This window comes from Burkholderia sp. 4NA327C6, from assembly GCF_005502655.1.
In the GTDB taxonomy this organism is placed as follows: domain Bacteria; phylum Pseudomonadota; class Gammaproteobacteria; order Burkholderiales; family Burkholderiaceae; genus Burkholderia; species Burkholderia contaminans.
The window spans coordinates 83510-104998 of sequence record NZ_SCNZ01000031.1; the positions used below are offsets into that span (position 1 = coordinate 83510).

The 21489-nt window shown below is 65.3% G+C and carries 13 protein-coding genes and 1 pseudogene; 7 read left to right on the plus strand and 7 right to left on the minus strand.

Translation table 11 applies throughout. From position 1 onward, the window contains the following. Nucleotides 1–83: 83 nt before the first annotated feature. Nucleotides 84–1127 (minus strand): rod shape-determining protein, encoded by a 1044-nt coding sequence (locus FFS49_RS27400; protein WP_004189550.1) that lies wholly within the window; start codon nucleotides 1125–1127, stop codon nucleotides 84–86. Between the two features lie 367 nt (nucleotides 1128–1494). On the opposite strand from FFS49_RS27400, the gene gatC reads away from it, so the two are divergent. The 5 genes from gatC (at nucleotide 1495) to FFS49_RS27425 (ending at nucleotide 6606) form a co-directional block, all read left to right on the plus strand. Beyond that, entirely contained in the window at nucleotides 1495–1794 is a 300-nt protein-coding gene (gene gatC / locus FFS49_RS27405; RefSeq protein WP_039353798.1) for an Asp-tRNA(Asn)/Glu-tRNA(Gln) amidotransferase subunit GatC, read from the plus strand. Between the two features lie 69 nt (nucleotides 1795–1863). Beyond that, the gene (gene gatA, locus FFS49_RS27410; RefSeq protein ID WP_039353802.1) at nucleotides 1864–3354 is read left to right on the plus strand and encodes an Asp-tRNA(Asn)/Glu-tRNA(Gln) amidotransferase subunit GatA; all 1491 of its coding nucleotides are present in this window, start codon (nucleotides 1864–1866) and stop codon (nucleotides 3352–3354) included. A gap of 4 nt (nucleotides 3355–3358) precedes the next feature. Further along, nucleotides 3359–4834, plus strand: a complete 1476-nt coding sequence (gene gatB, locus FFS49_RS27415; protein ID WP_039353805.1) for an Asp-tRNA(Asn)/Glu-tRNA(Gln) amidotransferase subunit GatB — start codon at nucleotides 3359–3361, stop codon at nucleotides 4832–4834. Nucleotides 4835–4952: 118 nt separating this feature from the next. Continuing rightward, entirely contained in the window at nucleotides 4953–5792 is an 840-nt protein-coding gene (locus FFS49_RS27420) for a polyphosphate kinase 2 family protein (RefSeq protein ID WP_105817439.1), read from the plus strand. A gap of 40 nt (nucleotides 5793–5832) precedes the next feature. Continuing rightward, entirely contained in the window at nucleotides 5833–6606 is a 774-nt protein-coding gene (locus FFS49_RS27425; RefSeq protein ID WP_046544183.1) for an exodeoxyribonuclease III, read from the plus strand. A gap of 109 nt (nucleotides 6607–6715) precedes the next feature. Here FFS49_RS27425 and FFS49_RS27430 read toward each other — a convergent pair whose 3' ends face one another. Next, a complete protein-coding gene (locus FFS49_RS27430; RefSeq protein WP_039353813.1) occupies nucleotides 6716–7768 on the minus strand; it encodes an NAD(P)-dependent alcohol dehydrogenase in 1053 nt (350 codons plus the stop codon). Between the two features lie 227 nt (nucleotides 7769–7995). Between FFS49_RS27430 and FFS49_RS27435 the strand changes: the two genes are divergently transcribed. Further along, a complete protein-coding gene (locus tag FFS49_RS27435) occupies nucleotides 7996–8952 on the plus strand; it encodes an AraC family transcriptional regulator (protein ID WP_071335250.1) in 957 nt (318 codons plus the stop codon). 64 nt (nucleotides 8953–9016) lie between these two features. Here the strand turns inward: FFS49_RS27435 and FFS49_RS27440 are convergent, their stop codons facing one another. From FFS49_RS27440 to FFS49_RS42705, 5 genes are all read right to left on the minus strand, one after another. After that, nucleotides 9017–10078 (minus strand): M48 family metallopeptidase, encoded by a 1062-nt coding sequence (locus FFS49_RS27440; RefSeq protein WP_137910216.1) that lies wholly within the window; start codon nucleotides 10076–10078, stop codon nucleotides 9017–9019. Continuing rightward, nucleotides 10068–11489 (minus strand): AmpG family muropeptide MFS transporter, encoded by a 1422-nt coding sequence (locus tag FFS49_RS27445; protein ID WP_105817437.1) that lies wholly within the window; start codon nucleotides 11487–11489, stop codon nucleotides 10068–10070. Before FFS49_RS27445 ends, FFS49_RS27440 begins: the two co-directional genes overlap by 11 nt. 119 nt (nucleotides 11490–11608) lie before the next feature. Further along, nucleotides 11609–12217, minus strand: coding sequence for a methionine biosynthesis protein MetW (gene metW, locus FFS49_RS27450; protein ID WP_011658215.1), 609 nt, complete (start codon nucleotides 12215–12217; stop codon nucleotides 11609–11611). After that, nucleotides 12214–13359 (minus strand): homoserine O-acetyltransferase, encoded by a 1146-nt coding sequence (locus FFS49_RS27455; protein ID WP_105817436.1) that lies wholly within the window; start codon nucleotides 13357–13359, stop codon nucleotides 12214–12216. Before FFS49_RS27455 ends, metW begins: the two co-directional genes overlap by 4 nt. 645 nt (nucleotides 13360–14004) lie before the next feature. Then, nucleotides 14005–14430 (minus strand): hypothetical protein, encoded by a 426-nt coding sequence (locus FFS49_RS42705; RefSeq protein ID WP_232357113.1) that lies wholly within the window; start codon nucleotides 14428–14430, stop codon nucleotides 14005–14007. 328 nt (nucleotides 14431–14758) lie between these two features. Here FFS49_RS42705 and FFS49_RS27460 point away from each other — a divergent pair. Next, nucleotides 14759–21489, plus strand: a pseudogene (locus FFS49_RS27460) (hypothetical protein); the annotation flags it as partial.

Sequence of the window (21489 nt, forward strand, 5' to 3'; positions counted from 1 at the left end):
CGCGCAAACGGCGCGGCGGTTCGTTCTAAACGAGCGAGCCGGCCACGCCGCGGTTGCGTCATGTCAGGGAACTGCCTGGACGATCACTCGTACGAGAAGATGCTGCCCAGCTTGTCCATGCGCTCGAGCGCCATGCCCGAACCACGCACGACGCAGGTGAGCGGATCTTCCGCGACGAGCACCGGCAGGCCCGTTTCTTCCGCCAGCAGGCGATCGAGGTCGCGCAGCAGTGCGCCGCCGCCCGTCAGCATCATCCCGCGTTCGGCGATGTCGGCGCCGAGTTCCGGCGGCGTCTGTTCGAGCGCGATCTTCACCGACGACACGATCTGGTTCAGCGGATCGGTCAGCGCTTCGAGGATTTCGTTGCTGGAGATCGTGAAGCTGCGCGGAATGCCTTCCGACAGGTTGCGGCCCTTCACTTCCATTTCCTTGACTTCGGAGCCCGGGAACGCGGAGCCGATTTCCTTCTTGATCGCCTCGGCGGTCTGTTCGCCGATCAGCATCCCGTAGTTGCGGCGGATGTAGTTGACGATCGCCTCGTCGAACTTGTCGCCGCCGACGCGCACCGAACCCTTGTACACGATGCCGCCGAGCGAGATCACGCCGACTTCCGTCGTGCCGCCGCCGATGTCGACGACCATCGAGCCGGTGGCTTCCGACACCGGCAGGCCCGCGCCGATCGCAGCGGCCATCGGCTCTTCGATCAGGTAGACCTGCGATGCGCCGGCGCCGTGCGCGGCTTCCTTGATCGCGCGGCGCTCGACCTGGGTCGAGCCGCACGGCACGCAGATGATGATGCGCGGCGACGGCGAGAACATGCGCGACTCGTGAGCCGTCTTGATGAACTGCTTGATCATCTGCTCGGTGACGGTGAAGTCGGCGATCACGCCGTCCTTCATCGGGCGGATCGCCTCGATGTTGCCCGGCACCTTGCCAAGCATCTGCTTGGCTTCCTTGCCGACTGCCTGGATCGTCTTCTTGCCGTTGGGGCCGCCTTCCTGGCGGATCGACACGACGGAGGGCTCATCGAGCACGATGCCCTTGCCGCGCATGTAGATCAGGGTGTTTGCGGTGCCGAGGTCGATCGCAAGATCGTTGGAGAAGTAGCTGCGCAAAAAACCGAACATTCAGAATCCTGTTTCGCTCTGGGCCGGCCCTGCATAGCGAGCGCTGAGGGCGGCAGCGGAAAAAATAACAGCCTCGGGAAGCGTGGCGGAAGCGGCCGCCGCGGCGCACGAAGCTGCGAGTGATGTCTACCGGGGATCGCACGAAGCACGCACGGCTCGCCGAAGCGGGGCGAAACGGTGCGGGAAAAGGCTGCCGGGTTTGGGTCGAACGCGTAATGATACCTTATAATTTCACGGTATTTGAATCGAAACGGGCGGTATTTTTGCCGCTTCGGCCCCGATTTTTGAGGGTGGGATCGCACCCTCCAACCCCCCGCCGCAGTGCTGCTTTTGATGCGCTGCGCAGCCTTGTTTTTCCGGTGATCGCATGGCCCTGACCCTGACCGATGTGAAACGCATCGCGCACCTGGCGCGACTCGAAATGGCCGACGCCGACGCCGAGCACATGCTCGGCCAGCTCAATGAACTCTTCGGCCTCGTCGAGCAGATGCAGGCGGTCGACACCGCCGGCATCGCGCCGCTCGCCCACCCGATCGAACAGATCCAGGAAGTCGCGCAGCGCCTGCGCGACGACGCCGTGACGGAAGTCGTCAATCGCGACGACAACCAGCGTCCGGCGCCGGCCGTCCAGGACGGCCTCTATCTCGTGCCGAAGGTGATCGAGTAAGCATTCGATGACAAGCGCGCCGCCGCCTCTGCGCCGCGCGCCACCCAGAATTCCCAGGAAAACCACTCAATGCACGCAAAAAGCCTGACCGAACTGCGCGCCGCGCTCGCCGCCAAGGAATGCTCGGCCGTCGAGCTCGCGCAGCTCTACCTGAAACGGATCGAAGCCGCGCGCGACCTGAACGCATTCGTCCACGTCGACGCCGATCTCACCCTCGCGCAGGCGAAAGCTGCCGACGCGGAGCTCGCGCGCGGCGCGGGCGGTGCGCTCACCGGCCTGCCGATCGCGCACAAGGATGTCTTCGTCACGCGCGGCTGGCGCTCGACCGCCGGCTCGAAGATGCTCGCGAATTACGAGAGCCCGTTCGACGCGACCGTCGTCGCCCGCCTGCAGGCGGCCGGCATGGTCACGCTCGGCAAGACCAACATGGACGAGTTCGCGATGGGCTCGTCCAACGAGAATTCGGCGTTCGGCGCGGTGAAGAACCCGTGGGACACGAACGCGGTGCCGGGCGGCAGCTCGGGCGGCAGCTCGGCCGCGGTGGCCGCGCGCATCGCCCCGGCCGCGACCGGCACCGACACCGGCGGCTCGATCCGCCAGCCCGCGTCGTTCGCGGGCGTCACCGGCATCAAGCCGACCTACGGCCGCGTGTCGCGCTACGGGATGATCGCGTTCGCGTCGTCGCTCGACCAGGGCGGCCCGATGGCGCAGAGCGCGTCCGACTGCGCGCTGCTGCTGAACGGGATGGCCGGCTTCGACGAGCGCGACTCGACGAGCCTCGAGCGTGACGACGAGGATTTCACGCGCCACCTCGGCCAGCCCTGGGCGGCCGGCAACGACGCGGGCAAGCCGCTCGCCGGCCTGCGTATCGGCCTGCCGAACGAGTATTTCGGCGACGGCCTCGCCGACGACGTGCGCGCGGCGATCGACGCGGCACTGAAGCAATACGAAGCGCTCGGCGCGACGCTCGTGTCGGTGTCGCTGCCGAAGACGGAACTGTCGATTCCCGTGTACTACGTGATCGCGCCGGCCGAAGCCTCGTCGAACCTGTCGCGCTTCGACGGCGTGCGCTTCGGCCACCGCGCCGCGCAGTACGGCGACCTGCTCGACATGTACAAGAAGTCGCGCGCGGAAGGCTTCGGGCCTGAAGTGAAGCGCCGGATCCTGGTCGGCGCGTACGTGCTGTCGCACGGCTACTACGACGCGTACTACCTGCAGGCGCAGAAGATCCGCCGCATCATCGCGAACGATTTCCAGGAAGCGTTCAAGTCCTGCGACGTGATCATGGGCCCGGCGTCGCCGACGGTTGCATGGGATCTCGGCTCGAAGGGCGACGATCCGGTGCAGATGTATCTCGCGGATATCTATACGCTGTCGGTGAGCCTCGCCGGCCTGCCCGGCATGAGCGTGCCGTGCGGCTTCGGCGCGGGCGCGAATGCGAAGCGCCCGGTCGGCCTGCAGATCATCGGCAACTATTTCAACGAAGCCCGGATGCTGCAGGTCGCGGATGCGTTCCAGCGCGCGACCGACTGGCACAAGCAAGTTCCGGCAGGGGTGTAAGCATATGGCTACTCAATGGGAAGTCGTCATCGGTCTCGAGACGCACGCGCAACTGTCGACCGTCTCGAAGATTTTCTCGGGCGCGTCGACGCAGTTCGGCGCCGAGCCTAATACGCAGGCGTGCCCGGTCGACCTGGCGCTGCCGGGCGTGCTGCCGGTGCTGAACCGCGGCGCGGTCGAGCGCGCGATCCGCTTCGGCCTCGCGATCGGCTCGACCATCGCGCCGCGCAGCATCTTCGCGCGCAAGAATTATTTCTACCCCGATCTGCCGAAGGGTTATCAGATCAGCCAGTACGAGATTCCAGTCGTGCAGGGCGGCCAGATCACGATTCAGGTGCCCGCCAATGAAAAGGCCGGCAAGCCTGCGTACGAGAAGACCGTCAACCTGACCCGCGCGCACCTCGAGGAAGATGCGGGCAAGTCGCTGCATGAAGACTTCGCCGGGATGACGGGGATCGACCTGAACCGTGCGGGCACGCCGCTGCTCGAGATCGTCACCGAGCCGGAAATGCGCAGCGCGGCCGAGGCGGTGGCCTACGCGAAGGCACTGCACGGGCTTGTCGTGTGGCTGGGCATCTGCGACGGCAACATGCAGGAAGGCTCGTTCCGCTGCGACGCGAACGTGTCGGTGCGCCCGGTCGGCCAGGAGAAGTTCGGCACGCGCGCGGAAATCAAGAACCTGAACTCGTTCCGGTTCCTCGAGGAAGCGATCAATTTCGAAGTGCGTCGCCAGATCGAGCTGATCGAGGACGGCGGCGAGGTCGTGCAGGAAACGCGCCTCTACGATCCGGACAAGCGCGAGACGCGTTCGATGCGCAGCAAGGAAGACGCGCACGATTACCGCTACTTCCCCGACCCCGACCTGATGCCGCTCGTGATCGGCCAGGACTGGATCGAGCGCGTGCAGTCCGGCATGCCCGAGCTGCCGGCCGCGATGCAGCAGCGCTTCGCCGACGAATACGGCGTGTCCGCGTACGACGCGGGCGTGCTGACGTCGAGCAAGGCGATGGCCGCGTACTTCGAGGCCGTGGTCGCGAAGGCCGGCACCGCGAACGCGAAGATCGCCGCGAACTGGCTGATGGGCGACGTGTCGTCGCAGTTGAACCGCGACGGCATCGAGATCGACGCGATTCCGGTGTCGGCCGCGCAGCTCGCGCTCGTGCTGCAGCGCATCGCCGACGGCACGATCTCGAACAAGATCGCGAAGGAAATCTTCGCGACGATCTGGGACGAGAAGGCGACCGACGAAGGGGCGGCCGACCGCATCATCGACGCGAAGGGGCTGAAGCAGATCTCCGACACCGGCGCGCTCGAAGCGATCATCGACGAGGTGCTCGCGGCGAACGCGAAGTCGGTCGAGGAATTCCGTGCGGGCAAGGAGAAGGCGTTCAACGCGCTGATCGGCCAGGCGATGAAGGCGACCAAGGGCAAGGCCAACCCGCAGCAGGTCAACGAACTGCTGAAGAAGAAGCTCGGCTGAGCATGACCGCGCGCCTGAACCGCGCATGACGACGGGCCGCCCCGAACCGGATCGGGGCGGCCCGTTGCGTTTGGTGGATGCGTTATCGTATGCACCACAGCGTCCAACGGAGGAACGAATGGCGAAACAACCGTCGCTCGACGATTTCCGCGTGCCGTACAGCACGCACGAGAAGGAAGCCGCAGCATTCAAGCTCGATGCGTTCGACCCGGCCGCGAAGCCGTTCTCGTCCGGTTCGAAGGACGACGACCGCGCGCGGCTGTCGGCCGTGTCGACCGAGCTCGACGTGCAGCAGGAGCGCCTGCACACGCAGCAGAAGAAGCGCGTGCTGCTCGTGCTGCAGGGGATGGACACCAGCGGCAAGGACGGCACCGTGCGTGCGGTGTTCCGCGAGGTCGATCCGCTCGGCCTGCGCGTCGTGCCGTTCAAGGCGCCCACGCCGATCGAGGCCGCGCACGATTTCCTGTGGCGCGTGCATGCGCAGGTGCCGGCCGCGGGCGAGCTCGCGATCTTCAACCGCAGCCACTATGAAGACGTGCTCGTGCCGCGCGTGCTCGACCTGATCGACGCGAAGGAGTGCGAGCGCCGCTACCGGCAGATCCGCGATTTCGAGACGATGCTGTTCGAGAACGGTACGACGATCGTCAAGTGCTTCCTGCACATCTCGAAGGACGAGCAGCGCGCGCGGCTGCAGGCGCGCATCGACGATCCGACCAAGCACTGGAAATTCGACATCTCCGATCTCGATGCGCGCAAGCACTGGGACGCGTACCAGGGCGCGTACCGTGACGCGCTCGCCGCGACGTCGGCCGAGCACGCGCCGTGGTACGTGATCCCGGCGAACTCGAAGACGCACCGCAACGTGATGATCGCCGAGCTGCTGCTGCGCACGATGACCGACATGAAGCTGGAATTCCCGCCGGCGAAGCCTGAACTCGAAGGCGTGAAGATCCGCTAAGCTGCACCCCTGAAAAACATCGAACTGAACGGAATCCGACATGATGCGAGTGATTACCGCCAACCTGAACGGCATCCGCTCCGCCGCGAAGAAGGGCTTCTTCGAGTGGCTCGGCGAACAGAACGCCGATTGCGTGTGCGTGCAGGAAATCAAGGTCTCGGCCGATGACCTGCCGGCCGAATTCGTCGAGCCGCACGGCTTCAAGAGCTATTTTCACCACGCCGAGAAGAAGGGCTACAGCGGCGCGGGCGTGTATAGCCGCCGCGAGCCCGATGACGTGATCATCGGCTTCGGCAGCAGCGAATTCGATGCCGAGGGGCGCTACGTCGAGGCGCGCTACGGCAAGCTGTCGGTCGTGTCGGTGTACGTGCCGTCCGGCTCGAGCGGCGAAGAGCGCCAGCAGGCGAAGTACCGCTTCATGGACGAGTTCATGCCGCACCTCGCCGCGCTGAAGAAGAAGCGCGAGGTGATCCTGTGCGGCGACGTGAACATCGTCCACAAGGAAATCGACATCAAGAACTGGAAGAGCAACCAGAAGAACTCGGGCTGCCTGCCGGAAGAGCGCGAGTGGCTCACGAAGCTGTTCGACGACGTCGGCTACGTCGACGTGTTCCGCACGCTCGATCAGCGCCCGGAGCAGTACACGTGGTGGAGCAACCGGGGCCAGGCGTATGCGAAGAACGTCGGGTGGCGGATCGATTACCAGATCGCGACGCCGGGCGTGGCCGGCACCGCGAAAAGCACGTCGATTTTCAAGGACATCAAGTTCAGCGACCATGCGCCGCTGACGGTGGACTACGACTACAAGAAGTGATGTTCCGCGCTGCGCCGCGCGCGCAGCAGCCGGATGCAGAAACGGGCCGCATGTCGAACATGCGGCCCGTTTCGTTTGGGGCGGCGATCGTGCGTATCGCCTTCGGCGCTTACTGCTTGAGCGACGCCATGTCGATCACGAACCGGTACTTCACGTCGCTCTTCAGCATCCGCTCGTAGGCCGCGTTGATCTGCTGCATCGGAATCGTTTCGATATCCGATGTGATCCCGTGCTCGGCGCAGAAATCGAGCATTTCCTGCGTTTCCGCGATCCCGCCGATCAGCGAGCCGGCGAGGCGGCGGCGCTTGAAGATCAGGTTGAACACCTGCGGCGACGGATGGTCGTGCTCCGGCGCGCCGACCAGCGTCATCGTGCCGTCGCGCTTCAGCAGGTGCAGGAACGGGTTCAGGTCGTGCTGCGCGGCGACCGTGTTCAGGATGAAGTCGAAGCTGTTCAGGTGCGCGTTCATCTGCGCTTCGTCCTTCGAGATCACGACTTCGTGCGCGCCGACCCGCTTGCCGTCCTCGATCTTCGACGGCGACGTGGTGAACAGCACGACGTGCGCGCCCATTGCGCGTGCCAGCTTCACGCCCATGTGGCCGAGGCCGCCGAGCCCGACGATGCCGACCTTCTTGCCGGGGCCGACATTCCACTGCCGCAGCGGCGAGTAGGTCGTGATCCCCGCGCAAAGCAACGGCGCGGCACCGGCCGGGTCGAGCGTCTCGGGTACGCGCAGCACGAACGCCTCGTCGACGACGAGCTGCGTCGAATAGCCGCCGAACGTGATGTCGCCCGTCACGCGATCCTGGCCGTTGTAGGTGCCGACGAAGCCGTTCTCGCAATATTGCTCGAGGCCGTCGGCGCAGCTCGGGCAGGTGCGGCACGAATCGACGAGGCAGCCGACGCCGACCAGTTCGCCGACCTTGAAGCGCGTCACTTCCGGGCCGGTCGCAGTCACGCGGCCGACGATTTCATGGCCCGGCACGACCGGATAGATCGTGTTGCGCCATTCGTTGCGGGCCTGGTGCAGGTCCGAGTGGCAGACGCCGCAGTAGAGGACGTCGATCTGGACGTCGAGGTCGCGCAGTGCGCGACGCTGGAATTCGAACGGGGCGAGCGGCGAGCGCGAATCGGTCGCCGCGTAGGCATAGGTAGTGCTCATGCGATGGGCTCCTTGTCCGGAAAGCATCCGGCGAAACAGACTGCCGTCGCATCATGTGGCGATGCGGCGAGGCAGGACGTCATCGTAAGGAGCGCGGCGCCGCAGTGAAATACACGAAGGTCTGGAAGATTTGCCTATTCCTCTCGAACTGCGTGCAAACAGCCGTCAAAACGCATTCAAGGTGCTACATTGCGAGCCGGATTCTCTTGCCGGACAGGACCGCACAGATGAGCTTCGAGCCCCTTTTCAACGACTCGGGCGACCGGATGCAGCGCCGCATGGTCGAGCTGCATACGCGCCTCGCGCCGAACGAGGGCGACACGCTCGCGGCGATCGACGGCGTGCGCTTCATCCGCGTGAGCCGTCCGGCGCCGCGCATGCCCGTGCTGTACGAGCCGAGCATCATCGTCGTGTGCCAGGGGCGCAAGCTCGGCTATCTCGGCGAGCGCTCGTTCGTGTACGACGCGCAGCAGTACCTCGTGCTGTCGGTACCGCTGCCGTTCGAATGCGAGACTTTCGCGAGCCAGGACGAGCCATTTCTCGCGATCTCGATCCGCGTCGATCTCGCGGTGATCGCCGAACTCGCGATCCTGCTCGACGAGACGCTCGGCGCAGCCGTCAGCGAGCCGCTCGGCGTCTATTCGACGCCGCTCGATGCGCCGCTGGCGGATGCCGTGCTGCGGCTGCTCGAAGCGCTCGCGTCGCCGCACGACACGCGCGTGCTGGGCCCCGCGATCATGCGGGAGATCGCGTATCGGGTGCTGACGGGCGAGCAGGGTGACGCGATCCGCGCGGCGCTCGTCCAGCAGCATCACTTCGGCCGCATCGCGAAGGCGCTGCGGCGCATCCATGCCGAGCTGAAGGCCGATCTCGACGTCGAGACGCTCGCGCGCGAGGCCGGGATGAGCCTCGCGGTGTTCCATGCGCAGTTCAAGCACGTGACGGCGACGTCGCCGATGCAGTACGTGAAGGCCGCCCGGCTGCACCAGGCGCGGCTGATGATGGTGCAGGACGGGGTCGGCGCCGGTGCGGCGGCCGCGCGCGTTGGCTATGCGAGCGCGTCGCAGTTCAGCCGCGAGTTCAAGCGGCTGTTCGGCCGCAGCCCGGGGGACGAGGTGCGCTGGATGCGTGAAAGCGGAAGCCGGCCGGTTGGCGATCGGGCTGCGATCGACCTGACGACCTGAGCGAACGGCGGCGCGCAGCGGCGGTGCCACGCGTGGGGAAGCGGTGTGCAGCGCTGCCGCGTGCTCAGCGCCGCACGATCTTGCGCCGCTGTGCGCTGATGCCCGCGTAGTCGGGCAGCGTGTCGACACGCTTGCCCACGGCCTTCGCGTACAGCGGCATGAGATCCGGCAGGCGGTTCAGCAGGTCCTGGCGGCGGGCGGTGCTGTACGGGTGCGTATAGATGAAGCCCGTCGCCTTGTTCCCGCGCGTCGCGACCGCGAGCTTGTCCCACAGCGTGATCGCCGCGCGGGGATCGAAGCCCGCACGTGCGGCGATGTCGCCGCCGATCACGTCGGCCTCGGTCTCGTCGGTCGGGTCGTAGTGAAGCGACTGCAGGCGTTCGCCGAGGTTCAGTGCCTGCGGCAGCGGCTCGCCGACACCGAACAGCGGCGGCAGCGCGGCCGCGCGCAGCGACGTCTGCGAGGTCGCGCTGAAGTTGCTGCGCGCATGTTCGCGCAGCGCATGCGCAATGCCGTGCGCGAGCAGCACGCCGAGTTCGTCGTCGTTCAGGCGGACGCGGTCGAGCAGGCCGCCGTACACGAGCACCTTGCCGCCCGGCAGGCAGGTCAGGCGAATGTCGCGCGAGCGGATCGCGTTGACGTCCCACACCCAGCTCTTCACGCGGTCGTTCCATTTCACCGAATACGGCGCGAGCTTCGCGACGATCGTACGCAGGCGCTTCACGCGCGGCTGGTTTGCGGGCAGCAGGCGATTGCTGTCGGCGGCGGCCTGCACGATCTGCGCGTATTCGTTCGCGGTGAGCTGCTCGAGCAGCGGCGACGGAATCAGCGTGCGAAACGCAATGGCGTCGCCGTAACGGACCTGCTGCGAGGACTGCGCATAAGCTTTCGTCGACGCGGTGGCGCCGGTCGGCTGCGCGGGTTCGGCGGTGGCTGGCTGAGCGGGTGCGGCGGCCGTTGAATTCGCCGGCGGCGAAGCCGGTGCCGCGGCCGGTGCGGAACCCGCGGCGGTGGCCGCGGACGTGCCGGCGTCGGTCGCATGGGCGAACCCCGCGGCAAGCGCCGCAGCACCGACGCTCAACGAAGCCGCAACGCGCGCGAGGCGATGCAGGCCGTTACTGCGCACGGCTGGCCTCGCCGTTGCGTGCGGTCCCGTTCCACGGCGCGATCTTGAACAGCAACAGCATGCCGGGAATCGCGAGCGCGGTGCACACGATGAAGTAGTCGAACCAGCCGATCTTCGCGACGATGAAGCCGCTCGCGGCCGATGCGAGCGTGCGCGGCACCGACGCGAGGCTCGTGAACAGCGCGAACTGCGTGGCCGTATAGCGCGGGTCGGTCGTGCTCGCGATGTACGCGACGAACGCGGCCATCGTCAGGCCCGTCGTGAAGGTTTCGAAGCCATAGACGAGCGCGAGCGCAACGGTCATCGGGCTGAATTGCGGCGTGACGGCCATGCCGAATACCGACAGCACCGACGCGATCGCATGGCTCGTCGACACGGTGAAGTCGTACAGCATCGCGAGCACGGGCGAACCGGGGCCGAGCTGCGCGAGCCACGCGAAGCCGAGCGTCGACACCATCTGCAGCGCGCCGAAGATCCACAGCCCGCGGCCGATGCCGATCTTCACGAGCCAGATGCCGCCGATGATGCCGCCGGCGACGCTCGCGACGAGCGCGGTGGTCTTCGCGACGATGCCGATCTCGGTGCGAGAGAAGCCGATGTCGAGGAAGAACGACGTCGACAGCGTGGTGGCCATCGTGTCGCCGATCTTGAACAGGAAAATGAACGCGATGACGAGCAGCGCGCCGGCCCAGCCGTCGCGCTGGATGAATTCGCGGAACGGCAGCACGATCGCGTCGCGCAGGTTGCGCGGCGGCACGCCGACCACTTCGGGCTCGCGCACGACGAGCGTCATCAGGATGCCCGGCAGCATGAACGCGCCGGTGAGCGCGAACACGACGTCCCACGGCAGGTGGTCGGACAGGATCAGTGCCAGCGAGCCGGGGATCAGCGCGGCGAGCTTGTACGCGTTCACGTGGATGGCGTTGCCGAGGCCCTGCTCGGTGTCGCGCAGCAGCTCGCGGCGGTAGGCGTCGATCACGATGTCGGCGCTCGCGCCGAAGAACGCGACGAGCGTGGTGAGCGCGGCCACCGTCCAGATCGAGTCGCGCGGCGACACGAAGCCGAGTGCGGCGATCGCGCCCGCCACCAGCAACTGCGTGAGCAGCAGCCAGCCGCGCCGGCGGCCCGGCCGCCAGCCGGGCAGGCGCGGGACGTAGCGGTCCATCAGCGGCGCCCACAGGAACTTCCACGTGTACGGGAACTGGATCAGCGCGAACAGGCCGATTTCCTTCAGGTTCACGCCCTCGGAGCGCAGCCATGCCTGCACGAGGTAGACGAGCGTGAAGAGGGGCAGACCCGACGTGAAACCGAGGAACACGCAGATCAGCATGTGCGTGTTCAGGTAGGCTCGCCAGCCGGGGTGATCCTCGTGAGCGGTGAGTGCGGGCGCCTCGTGTGGCGTTTTCGACATGGAATGGAACTGGATAGCGTTGACCGATGGCGGCGACAGCGCGGGCGGCGGCGCGGGTAGCGCAGCGGCGCGGCTGCACGTGCGTGCAGGCCGACGGCGTCCGTCAACGGCTCCCCGGCTCAGCTGCGCTTGACGCGGTAGACAGCAAGACTACCACGCCAGTTCGCTCCCCATCGAATCGGTTGGCCTTCGTGCAGCACGACGCGGTCGAGGATCGTCACGCCGACTTCGGGCGCGAGCGCCTCGAAATCCTCGATCGTCAGCACCCGCACGTTCGGCGTGTTGTGCCACTGGTAAGGCAGCGCCTTCGACACCGGCATCCGGCCGTTCAGCACTGACAGCCGGTGCGGCCAGTAGCCGAAATTCGGGAACGACACGATGCATTCGCGCCCGACCCGCGCGGTTTCGCGCAGGATCGCGGCCGTCTGGTGGATCGTCTGCAACGTCTGCGACAGGATCGCGATGTCGAAGCTGTGGTCCTCGAACAGGCGCAGGCCGTCTTCCAGGTTCTGCTGGATCACGTTGATGCCGTTCTTCGCGCTCGCGAGCACGCCCGCGTCGTTCAGCTCGATCCCGTAGCCGGTCACGTCCAGCTCCTCCATCAGCAGCGCGAGCAGCGAGCCGTCGCCGCAGCCGAGGTCGAGCACCGTCGAACGCGGTTCGACCCAGCGCGCGATCGTGCGGAAGTCCGCGCGTGCGGACAGGGAATTCAGCGCTTGCTGGTTCATGCGCCCACCTCGTTGGCGATTCGTTCGTAATACGCGCGGATCAGGTTGTGATAGCGCGCGTCGTCGAGCAGGAACGCGTCGTGGCCGTGCGGCGCGTCGATTTCCGCGTAACTGACCGTGCGCTTGTTGTCGAGCAGCGCCTTCACGATCTCGCGCGAGCGGGCCGGCGCGAAACGCCAGTCGGTCGAGAAGCTCGCGATCAGGTATTTCGCCTGCGTGTGCGCGAGCGCGGCCGTCAGGTTGCCGTCGAACGCCTTCGCCGGGTCGAAGTAGTCGAGCGCGCGCGTGATCAGCAGGTACGTGTTCGCGTCGAAGTAGTCGGCGAACTTGTCGCCCTGGTAGCGCAGGTACGACTCGACCTCGAACTCGACGTCGAAGCTGAAGTTGTAAGCGTCGAGTGCGCCGTCGGCGCGGCGCAGCGCACGGCCGAATTTCTCGGCCATGTCGTCGTCGGACAGGTACGTGATGTGGCCGATCATTCGCGCGACGCGCAGGCCGCGCCTCGGCTTCACGCCGTGCGCGTAGTAGTCGCCGCCGTGGAAGTCGGGATCGGACAGGATCGCCGAGCGCGCGACCTCGTTGAACGCGATGTTCTGCGCAGACAGCTTCGGCGTCGACGCGATGTCGATACAGTGCGCGACGCGCTCCGGATACATCAGGCTCCACGCGAGCGCCTGCATCCCGCCGAGGCTGCCGCCCATCACGGCGGCGAAGCGCTCGATGCCGAATGCGTCGGCGACGCGCGCCTGCGCGTGCACCCAGTCCTCGACGGTGACGACCGGAAAGCTTGCGCCGTACGGCTTGCCGGACGACGGGTCGACGCTCATCGGGCCGGTCGAGCCGAAGCACGAGCCGAGGTTGTTCACGCCGATCACGAAGAAGCGGTTGGTGTCGAGCGGCTTGCCGGGCCCGACCATGTTGTCCCACCAGCCGGTGCTGCGCGGATCGTCCGCGTAGACGCCGGCGACGTGGTGCGACGCGTTGAGCGCGTGGCAGACGAGCACCGCGTTCGAGCGCGCGGCGTTGAGTTCGCCGTACGTCTCGACGACGAGCTGATAGCTGCCGATCACGCTGCCGCTTTGCAAGCGCAGCGGTTCGGCGAAGTGCATGGTCTGTGGAGCGACGATGCCGATCGATTCCATTCGTTCCGCCTTATGACTGGGCAGCTAAATGGTGTCGGCGATGCGCGGAGTCGGAGATGCGCGGCTGACGACCTCTTTAGCCGCATTTGTAGTGAACCGCCGGGGAACGACGCATCAGGGCCCCGGCCGGTTCGCGCGCCCGCAATCGAGTCAGCAAATCGGCGCGCTTCCGACTGCCGCCAAGCGGACGACAGCCGGCAAAGTATAGCGGATTTCTCCGGCGAGCGAGCGGTCCGGCGCACCGCGTTCAGGCAGTGTGCCGACGCATGCCGTATTGCAACGCTGTCCAGCGAGACGCGTTTTTTAATACAGGAAATATCGAATTATTGGATGCGTTCGGTGACCGAGTAAATCCTTCAAATTCTGTAACGTTTATTCAATATGAAAAGAAATTCGTACTAGTTCTAAATTTATTTTTGCCCATTTAGTTCGTGTCCTGTTTTTGAGATGAAGACATGTCAATAGAGTTTCAACCAGCTTTCAGTATCCGGTTGAAACGCGCGATTCCGCAGCGCTGTCGGCATGATCGACCACCTGTGTTCATGCGATTTCTCAGAATGCACGTTTCGCATTTCTTTCCGGAAAGCCGTAAGCGTTGAGCTACTTATCACCGCTCTCGCCGAGTCGCCGTATCGATATGGCCATTTAAAGCCGATGCGCGTCGCGGAGAGGTTTACCAAAGGAAAAGGTTCGTATGAACAAGTCGTATCGTGTCGTGTGGAACGCCTCGACCAGCACTTGGTGCGCGGCATCGGAAATCGCACGCGGGCGCTCGAAATCATCGCGCTCGGCGAAATCGAAAATCGCGGCGGCCACTGCGCTGGTCGTTGCCTCTATGGGGTCCGCGTATGCGGATGAAAGCGAGCCGGTGGACCCGACGGTCGACGATCCGGTTCGTGTGAGCGAAGCGAAGCCGAGTGATCCGGAGATCCTGAAGCGGGATGTGCCCACCACCCGGATCGTCGTGCCGGACACCAGCGCATATGTGAAGATCAATGCGAAGGGCGACGGCTCGGACAGCGCGTCGGCGTTGGGCGAGAATTCGGTCGCGATTGGCTCCAACGCGAGCACGCGCCCGGGTGGACAATCGGCTAGCAGCGGTGCGGTGGCGGTCGGTAACAGGGCGGCGGCAACTGGCGATGGTGTCGCGCTTGGTGCCAACACAGCGGCAACGGGCGAGGTAGGTGCGGTCGCGCTGGGTGCCGGGGCCAATGCGTCGGGCAGGTCGTCGATCGCGCTCGGCTTTGAGGCGCAGGGCACGGGTTGGGGCGCCTACGCACTGGGCCGAAAGGCGGGCGCGACGGCGGAAGCCGCGCTGGCGATTGGTGATTCGGCGAAGGCGTCGCGAAAAAACGCGACGGCGATCGGCATTAATGCCGCGGCTGCCGCGGAAGGTGCGGTGGCGATCGGTCAAGACGCGGCGGCGCGAGCCACCGACTCCCTGGCGCTCGGTTCGTATTCGGAAGCTGACCGGAACCAGACGGTATCGGTCGGTACCGCCGGTTTTGAGCGCCAGATCGTCAACGTCGGCCGCGGCACGCAGGCTACCGACGCCGTCAACATTGCGCAGCTCAAGGACGTGACCGCCACGCTGGGCGGCGACGCTACCGTCGACGCGAACGGCAACATCAAGAAGCCGGCCTACACGATCGGCAGCAAGACCTACGACAACGTCGGCGACGCGCTGAAGGCGGCGTCGGCATCGGGCGGCGGGTCGGAAAACGCGGTGGAGTACGACTCCACCGCGAAGAATTCGGTCACCCTCGGCGGTACCGATGCGGCCGCGGTCAAGCTCACCAACGTGCGCGCGGGCACGCTTTCGTCGAACAGCACGGACGCCGTCAACGGCGCGCAACTGTTCGCGACCAACAACCGCGTGACCAAGGTCGAGCAGTCGCTGAACGATAGCGGCCTGATCGATCCGTCGACCGGCGAATCGCTCGCGGTCGTGTACCGGGACGCGACGAAAAGCACTGTTGCTCTGGGCGGCACGGGCGGTACGACCGTCACGAACGTGAAGGCCGGCAAGGTTACGTCGACCAGCAAGGACGCCGTGAATGGCGGTCAGTTGTATGACGTATCGTCGAGCGTCGCATCCGCACTCGGCGGCGAAACGACCGTCAATACGGACGGCACGCTTTCGAAGCCGACCTACAAGGTCGGCGACAAGACCTACAACAACGTCGGCGATGCGCTTCAGGCGGCTGCCTCCGCGGGCGGCGCCGGCGGCGACGATGCGAACGCGGTGCACTACGACAGCACGAGCAAGTCCAGCGTGACGCTGGGAGGCACGGGTGCAACGAAGCCGGTCTCGCTGAAGAACGTCGCGACGGGCACGGCCGCAACCGACGCCGTCAACGTGGCCCAGCTCCAGAGCGGGATGAGCGACGTCAAGGACGAGATCAAGAAGGACCTCGGCGACGGCACGCTCGACATGAAGTACATCAAGGTCCGGGCCACGGGCATGCAGGCCAGTGCGCTCGGCAAGAACAGCGTGGCGATCGGCTCGCAGGCGAGTGCGACGAACGTCGATACGCTGGCGATCGGTTCGGGGGCTCGCGCTTCGGGCGTCGGCTCGGTCGCCATCGGCGTCAACTCGGTCGCCACGGGCGCCAATACCGTGTCGATCGGTGACGTGGGTGCGACGCGCCGGATCGTCAACGTCAGCGATGGCGTCGACGAAACCGATGCCGTCACCATGAAGCAACTGACCGATGCGATGCACACCGCCAATACGAAGTTCGACACGAAGATGACGCGGATGACGCGTGACGTCGAATCGAAGCCGGGCAGCTTCATCGCGATCGAAGGGTTGGGTGCGGATGGCAGCTTGGTAAACATTGCATCGATGAACGGCCGCGATCCGAAGTTGGGCACGGCCGCCGCGATCGGCGTGGCAGCTGGCGCAGGCGGGCTCAATGCGGTCGCGGTCGGTTTGCAGGCTGTCGCGAGTTCGGACAACGCGGTGGCGATCGGCAGTATTGCCCAGACGGGCGTTGACCACCCGTATTCGGTCGCGATCGGCAGCAATGTTACGACGAACGGCGCAGGCGCGTTGGCGATCGGTTCTCGAGCAAAGGCCAATGCCGAAAACGCGGTTGCGCTCGGCAACAATAAGGTGGCAGCCGTGGGCAAGAGCTCGATCGCGATCGGCGACGCCGCGATGACAGCGGCGGGTACCGTGAACAGCGTTGCGATGGGCAAGTCTGCGAACATCGCGCAAAACGTCACGGATGCCATTGCACTGGGTGCCAACGCGAGTGTGGCGTCGGGCAATAACGGCGGCATTGCACTGGGCGCCAATTCTGTTGCCGATCGCGGCAATGCACTCTCCGTGGGATCGAATTCGCTCCAGCGCCAGATCGTCAACGTCGCAAAGGGTACTAAAAACAACGATGCGGTGAACGTGAGCCAGTTGACGGGCGTGACGAATGCGCTCGGTGGTGGCGCGGGCATCGAGACCGATGGCACCGTCAAGGCACCGACTTACAAGGTCGGCGACACGACGTACAACAACGTCGGCGACGCACTGGACGCGATGGCGAAGAACGGTGGCTCCGACCCGAACGCCGTCGCGTACGATAGCGCGACGAAGGACAAGGTGACGCTGGCCGGCACGACTGGCACGACGCTGTCGAACGTCGCGGCCGGCAAGGCCGACATGGACGCGGTGAACGTGTCGCAACTGAAGTCGTCGGGCCTGATCGGCGAGGATGGAAAGTCGGTCGCAGCAATCACGTACGACAAGAACGCGGACGGCACGCCGAACTACAAGTCGGCAACGCTGGCGGGCGAAGGCGGCACGACGCTGACGAACGTGAAGGCTGGCACGCTGTCGGCGAAGAGCACGGATGCGGTGAACGGTTCGCAACTGTTCGCGACGAACGAGAACCTGGGCAACATGAAGGACGCGCTGACGGATGGCGGTGTCCTTGACAAGACGACCGGTGAATCGCTGGCGGTGGTGTACGACAGCACGTCGAAGGACAAGGTGACGCTGGCGGGCAAGACGGGCACGACGCTGTCGAACGTGGCGGCGGGCAAGGCCGACCTGGATGCGGTGAACGTGTCGCAACTGAAGTCGTCGGGCCTGATCGGCGAAGACGGCAAGTCGATTGCTGCGGTGACGTACGACAAGAAGGCCGACGGCACGCCGAACTACAACTCGGTGACGCTGGGTGGCGGGAAGTCGACGGGTCCGGTGACGCTGTCGAACGTCGCACAGGGTAAGGCCAACACTGACGCGGTGAACGTCGAGCAACTGACGAAGGCGATCAGCGAGGTCGAAGGCGGCATGAACCCGTTGGCCGTGTCTTACGACAGCGTGACGAAGGACAAGGTGACGCTGGCCGGTGGCAAGACGGGCACGACGCTGTCGAACGTCGCAGCCGGCAAGGCCGACATGGATGCGGTGAACGTGTCGCAACTGAAGTCGTCGGGTCTCGTCGGCGAGGACGGCAAGTCGCTTGCAGCGATCACGTACGACAAGAACGCGGACGGCACGCCGAACTACAAGTCGGCGACGCTCGCCGGTGAAGGCGGTACGAAGCTGTCGAACGTGGCGGCGGGCAAGGCCGATATGGACGCGGTGAACGTGTCGCAACTGAAGTCGTCGGGCCTGATTGGCGAGGATGGCAAGTCGGTCGCAGCAATTACGTACGACAAGAACGCGGACGGCACGCCGAACTACAAGTCGGCAACGCTGGCCGGTGAAGGCGGCACGAAGCTGACGAACGTGAAGGCGGCCGAACTGTCGGCGAAGAGCACGGACGCGGTGAACGGCTCGCAACTGTTCGCGACGAACGAAAACCTCGGCAACCTGAAGGATGCGCTGACGGATGGCGGTGTCCTCGACAAGACGACCGGTGAATCGCTGGCGGTGGTGTACGACAGCACGTCGAAGGACAAGGTGACGCTGGCGGGCAAGACGGGCACGACGTTGTCGAACGTGAAGGCCGGTACGGCAGATCTGGACGCGGTGAACGTGTCGCAGCTGAAGTCGTCGGGCCTGATCGGCGAGGACGGCAAGTCGATCGCCGCGGTGACGTACGACAAGAAGGCCGATGGCACGCCGAACTACAACTCGGTGACGCTGGGTGGCGGGAAGTCGACGAGCCCGGTGACGCTGTCGAACGTCGCACAGGGTAAGGCCGGCACGGACGCGGTGAACGTCGATCAACTGACGAAGGCGATCAGCGACGTGGAAGGCGGCATGAACCCGCTGGCGGTGTCGTACGACACCGTGGCGAAGGACAAGGTGACGCTGGCCGGTGGCAAGACGGGCACGACGCTGACGAACGTGAAGGCTGGCACGCTGTCGGCGAAGAGCACGGACGCGGTGAACGGCTCGCAACTGTTCGCGACGAACGAGAACCTGGGCAACATGAAGGACGCGCTGACGGATGGCGGTGTCCTCGACAAGACGACCGGCGAATCGCTGGCGGTGGTGTACGACAGCACGTCGAAGGACAAGGTAACGCTGGCGGGCAAGACGGGCACGACGTTGTCGAACGTGAAGGCCGGTACGGCGGATCTGGACGCGGTGAACGTGTCGCAACTGAAGTCATCGGGCCTGATCGGCGAGGACGGCAAGTCGATCGCCGCGGTGACGTACGACAAGAAGGCCGATGGCACGCCGAACTACAACTCCGTGACGCTGGGCGGCGGGAAGTCGACGGGTCCTGTGACGCTGTCGAACGTTGCACAGGGTAAGGCCAACACGGACGCGGTGAACGTCGAGCAACTGACGAAGGCGATCAGCGAGGTCGAAGGCGGGATGAACCCGTTGGCCGTGTCTTACGACAGCGTGACGAAGGACAAGGTGACGCTGGCCGGTGGCAAGACGGGCACGACGCTGTCGAACGTCGCAGCCGGCAAGGCCGACACGGACGCGGTGAACGTGTCGCAACTGAAGTCGTCGGGCCTCGTTGGCGAGGACGGCAAGTCGCTTGCAGCAATCACGTACGACAAGAACGCGGACGGCACGCCGAACTACAAGTCGGCGACGCTCGCCGGTGAAGGCGGTACGAAGCTGTCGAACGTGGCGGCGGGCAAGGCCGATATGGACGCAGTGAACGTGTCGCAACTGAAGTCGTCGGGCCTGATTGGCGAGGATGGCAAGTCGGTCGCAGCAATCACGTACGACAAGAATGCGGACGGCACGCCGAACTACAAGTCAGCAACGCTGGCTGGTGAAGGCGGCACGACGCTGACGAACGTGAAGGCTGGCACGCTGTCGGCGACGAGCACGGACGCAGTGAACGGCTCGCAGCTGTTCGCGACGAACGAGAACCTGGGCAACCTGAAGGACGCGCTGACGGATGGCGGTGTCCTCGACAAGACGACCGGTGAATCGCTGGCGGTGGTGTACGACAGCACGTCGAAGGACAAGGTGACGCTGGCGGGCAAGACGGGCACGACGTTGTCGAACGTGAAGGCCGGTACGGCCGACCTGGACGCGGTGAACGTGTCGCAGCTGAAGTCGTCGGGCCTGATCGGCGAGGACGGCAAGTCGATCGCCGCGGTGACGTACGACAAGAAGGCCGATGGCACGGCGAACTACAACTCGGTGACGCTGGGCGGCGGGAAGTCGACGAGCCCGGTGACGCTGTCGAACGTGGCCAAGGGCAAGGCCGGCACGGACGCGGTGAACGTCGATCAACTGACGGACGCACTCCGCGACGTGGAAGGCGGCATGAATCCGTTGGCCGTGGCCTATGACAGCGCGAAGAAGGACAAGGTGACGCTGACGGGCGAAGGCGGTACGACGCTGTCGAACGTGAAGGCCGGCAAGGCCGACACGGACGCGGTGAACGTGTCGCAACTGAAGTCGTCGGGCCTCGTTGGCGAGGACGGCAAGTCGCTTGCGGCAATCACGTACGACAAGAACGCGGACGGCACGCCGAACTACAAGTCGGCAACGCTGGCTGGTGAAGGCGGTACGAAGTTGTCGAACGTGAAGGCCGGTACGGCCGACATGGACGCGGTCAACGTGTCGCAACTGAAGTCGTCGGGCTTGATCGGCGAGGATGGCAAGACGCTGGCTGCAATCACCTACGACAGGAACGCGGACGGTACGCCGAACTACAAGTCGGCAACGCTGGCCGGTGAAGGTGGTACGACGCTGTCGAACGTGAAGGCTGGCAAGGCCGACATGGACGCGGTGAACGTTGCGCAACTGAAGTCGTCGGGCCTCGTTGGCGAAGATGGCAAGTCGCGTGCCGCAGTGACGTACGACAAGAACGCAGACGGCACGCCGAACTACAAGTCGGCAACGCTGGCCGGTGAAGGTGGTACGACGCTGTCGAACGTGAAGGCTGGCAAGGCCGACACGGACGCGGTGAACGTGTCGCAACTGAAGTCGTCGGGCTTGATCGGCGAGGACGGCAAGACGATGGCCGCGGTGACGTACGACAAGAACGCAGACGGCACGCCGAACTACAAGTCGGCGACGCTGGCGGGCGAAGGCGGCACGAAGCTGTCGAACGTGAAGGCCGGTACGGCTGACATGGACGCGGTCAACGTGTCGCAGCTGAAGTCGTCGGGCTTGATCGGCGAGGATGGCAAGACGCTGGCTGCAATCACCTACGACAAGAAAGCGGACGGTACGCCGAACTACAAGTCGGCGACGCTGGCTGGCGAAGGTGGTACGAAGCTGTCGAACGTGGCGGCCGGTACGGCGGACGCGGACGCGGTGAACGTGTCGCAACTGAAATCGTCGGGCCTGATCGGTGAAGACGGCAAGTCGGTTGCCGCGGTGACGTACGACAAGAAGGCAGACGGTACGCCGAACTACAAGTCGGCGACGCTGGCGGGTGAAGGCGGTACGACGCTGGCGAACGTGGCAGCCGGTAAGGCTGACCGCGATGCGGTGAACGTGTCGCAGTTGAAGTCGTCGGGCTTGATCGGCGACGACGGCAAGTCGCTGGCCGCGGTGACGTACGACAAGAACGCGGACGGTACGCCGAACTTCAAGTCGGCGACGCTGGTGGGTGAAGGCGGTACGACGCTGGCGAACGTGGCAGCCGGTAAGGCTGACCGCGATGCGGTGAACGTGTCGCAGTTGAAGTCGTCGGGCTTGATCGGCGACGACGGCAAGTCGCTGGCCGCGGTGACGTACGACAAGAACGC

What these genes read in the sequence shown, in the direction of transcription:
- metW (WP_011658215.1), bottom strand. Translation starts at nt 12,217, where the DNA reads ATGAACCAGCAAGCGCTGAATTCCCTGTCCGCACGCGCGGACTTCCGC.
- gatA (WP_039353802.1), top strand. Translation starts at nt 1,864, where the DNA reads ATGCACGCAAAAAGCCTGACCGAACTGCGCGCCGCGCTCGCCGCCAAG.
- FFS49_RS27435 (WP_071335250.1), top strand. Translation starts at nt 7,996, where the DNA reads ATGAGCTTCGAGCCCCTTTTCAACGACTCGGGCGACCGGATGCAGCGC.
- FFS49_RS27430 (WP_039353813.1), bottom strand. Translation starts at nt 7,768, where the DNA reads ATGAGCACTACCTATGCCTACGCGGCGACCGATTCGCGCTCGCCGCTC.
- gatB (WP_039353805.1), top strand. Translation starts at nt 3,359, where the DNA reads ATGGCTACTCAATGGGAAGTCGTCATCGGTCTCGAGACGCACGCGCAA.
- FFS49_RS27445 (WP_105817437.1), bottom strand. Translation starts at nt 11,489, where the DNA reads ATGTCGAAAACGCCACACGAGGCGCCCGCACTCACCGCTCACGAGGAT.
- FFS49_RS27420 (WP_105817439.1), top strand. Translation starts at nt 4,953, where the DNA reads ATGGCGAAACAACCGTCGCTCGACGATTTCCGCGTGCCGTACAGCACG.
- gatC (WP_039353798.1), top strand. Translation starts at nt 1,495, where the DNA reads ATGGCCCTGACCCTGACCGATGTGAAACGCATCGCGCACCTGGCGCGA.
- FFS49_RS27455 (WP_105817436.1), bottom strand. Translation starts at nt 13,359, where the DNA reads ATGGAATCGATCGGCATCGTCGCTCCACAGACCATGCACTTCGCCGAA.
- FFS49_RS27400 (WP_004189550.1), bottom strand. Translation starts at nt 1,127, where the DNA reads ATGTTCGGTTTTTTGCGCAGCTACTTCTCCAACGATCTTGCGATCGAC.
- FFS49_RS27425 (WP_046544183.1), top strand. Translation starts at nt 5,833, where the DNA reads ATGATGCGAGTGATTACCGCCAACCTGAACGGCATCCGCTCCGCCGCG.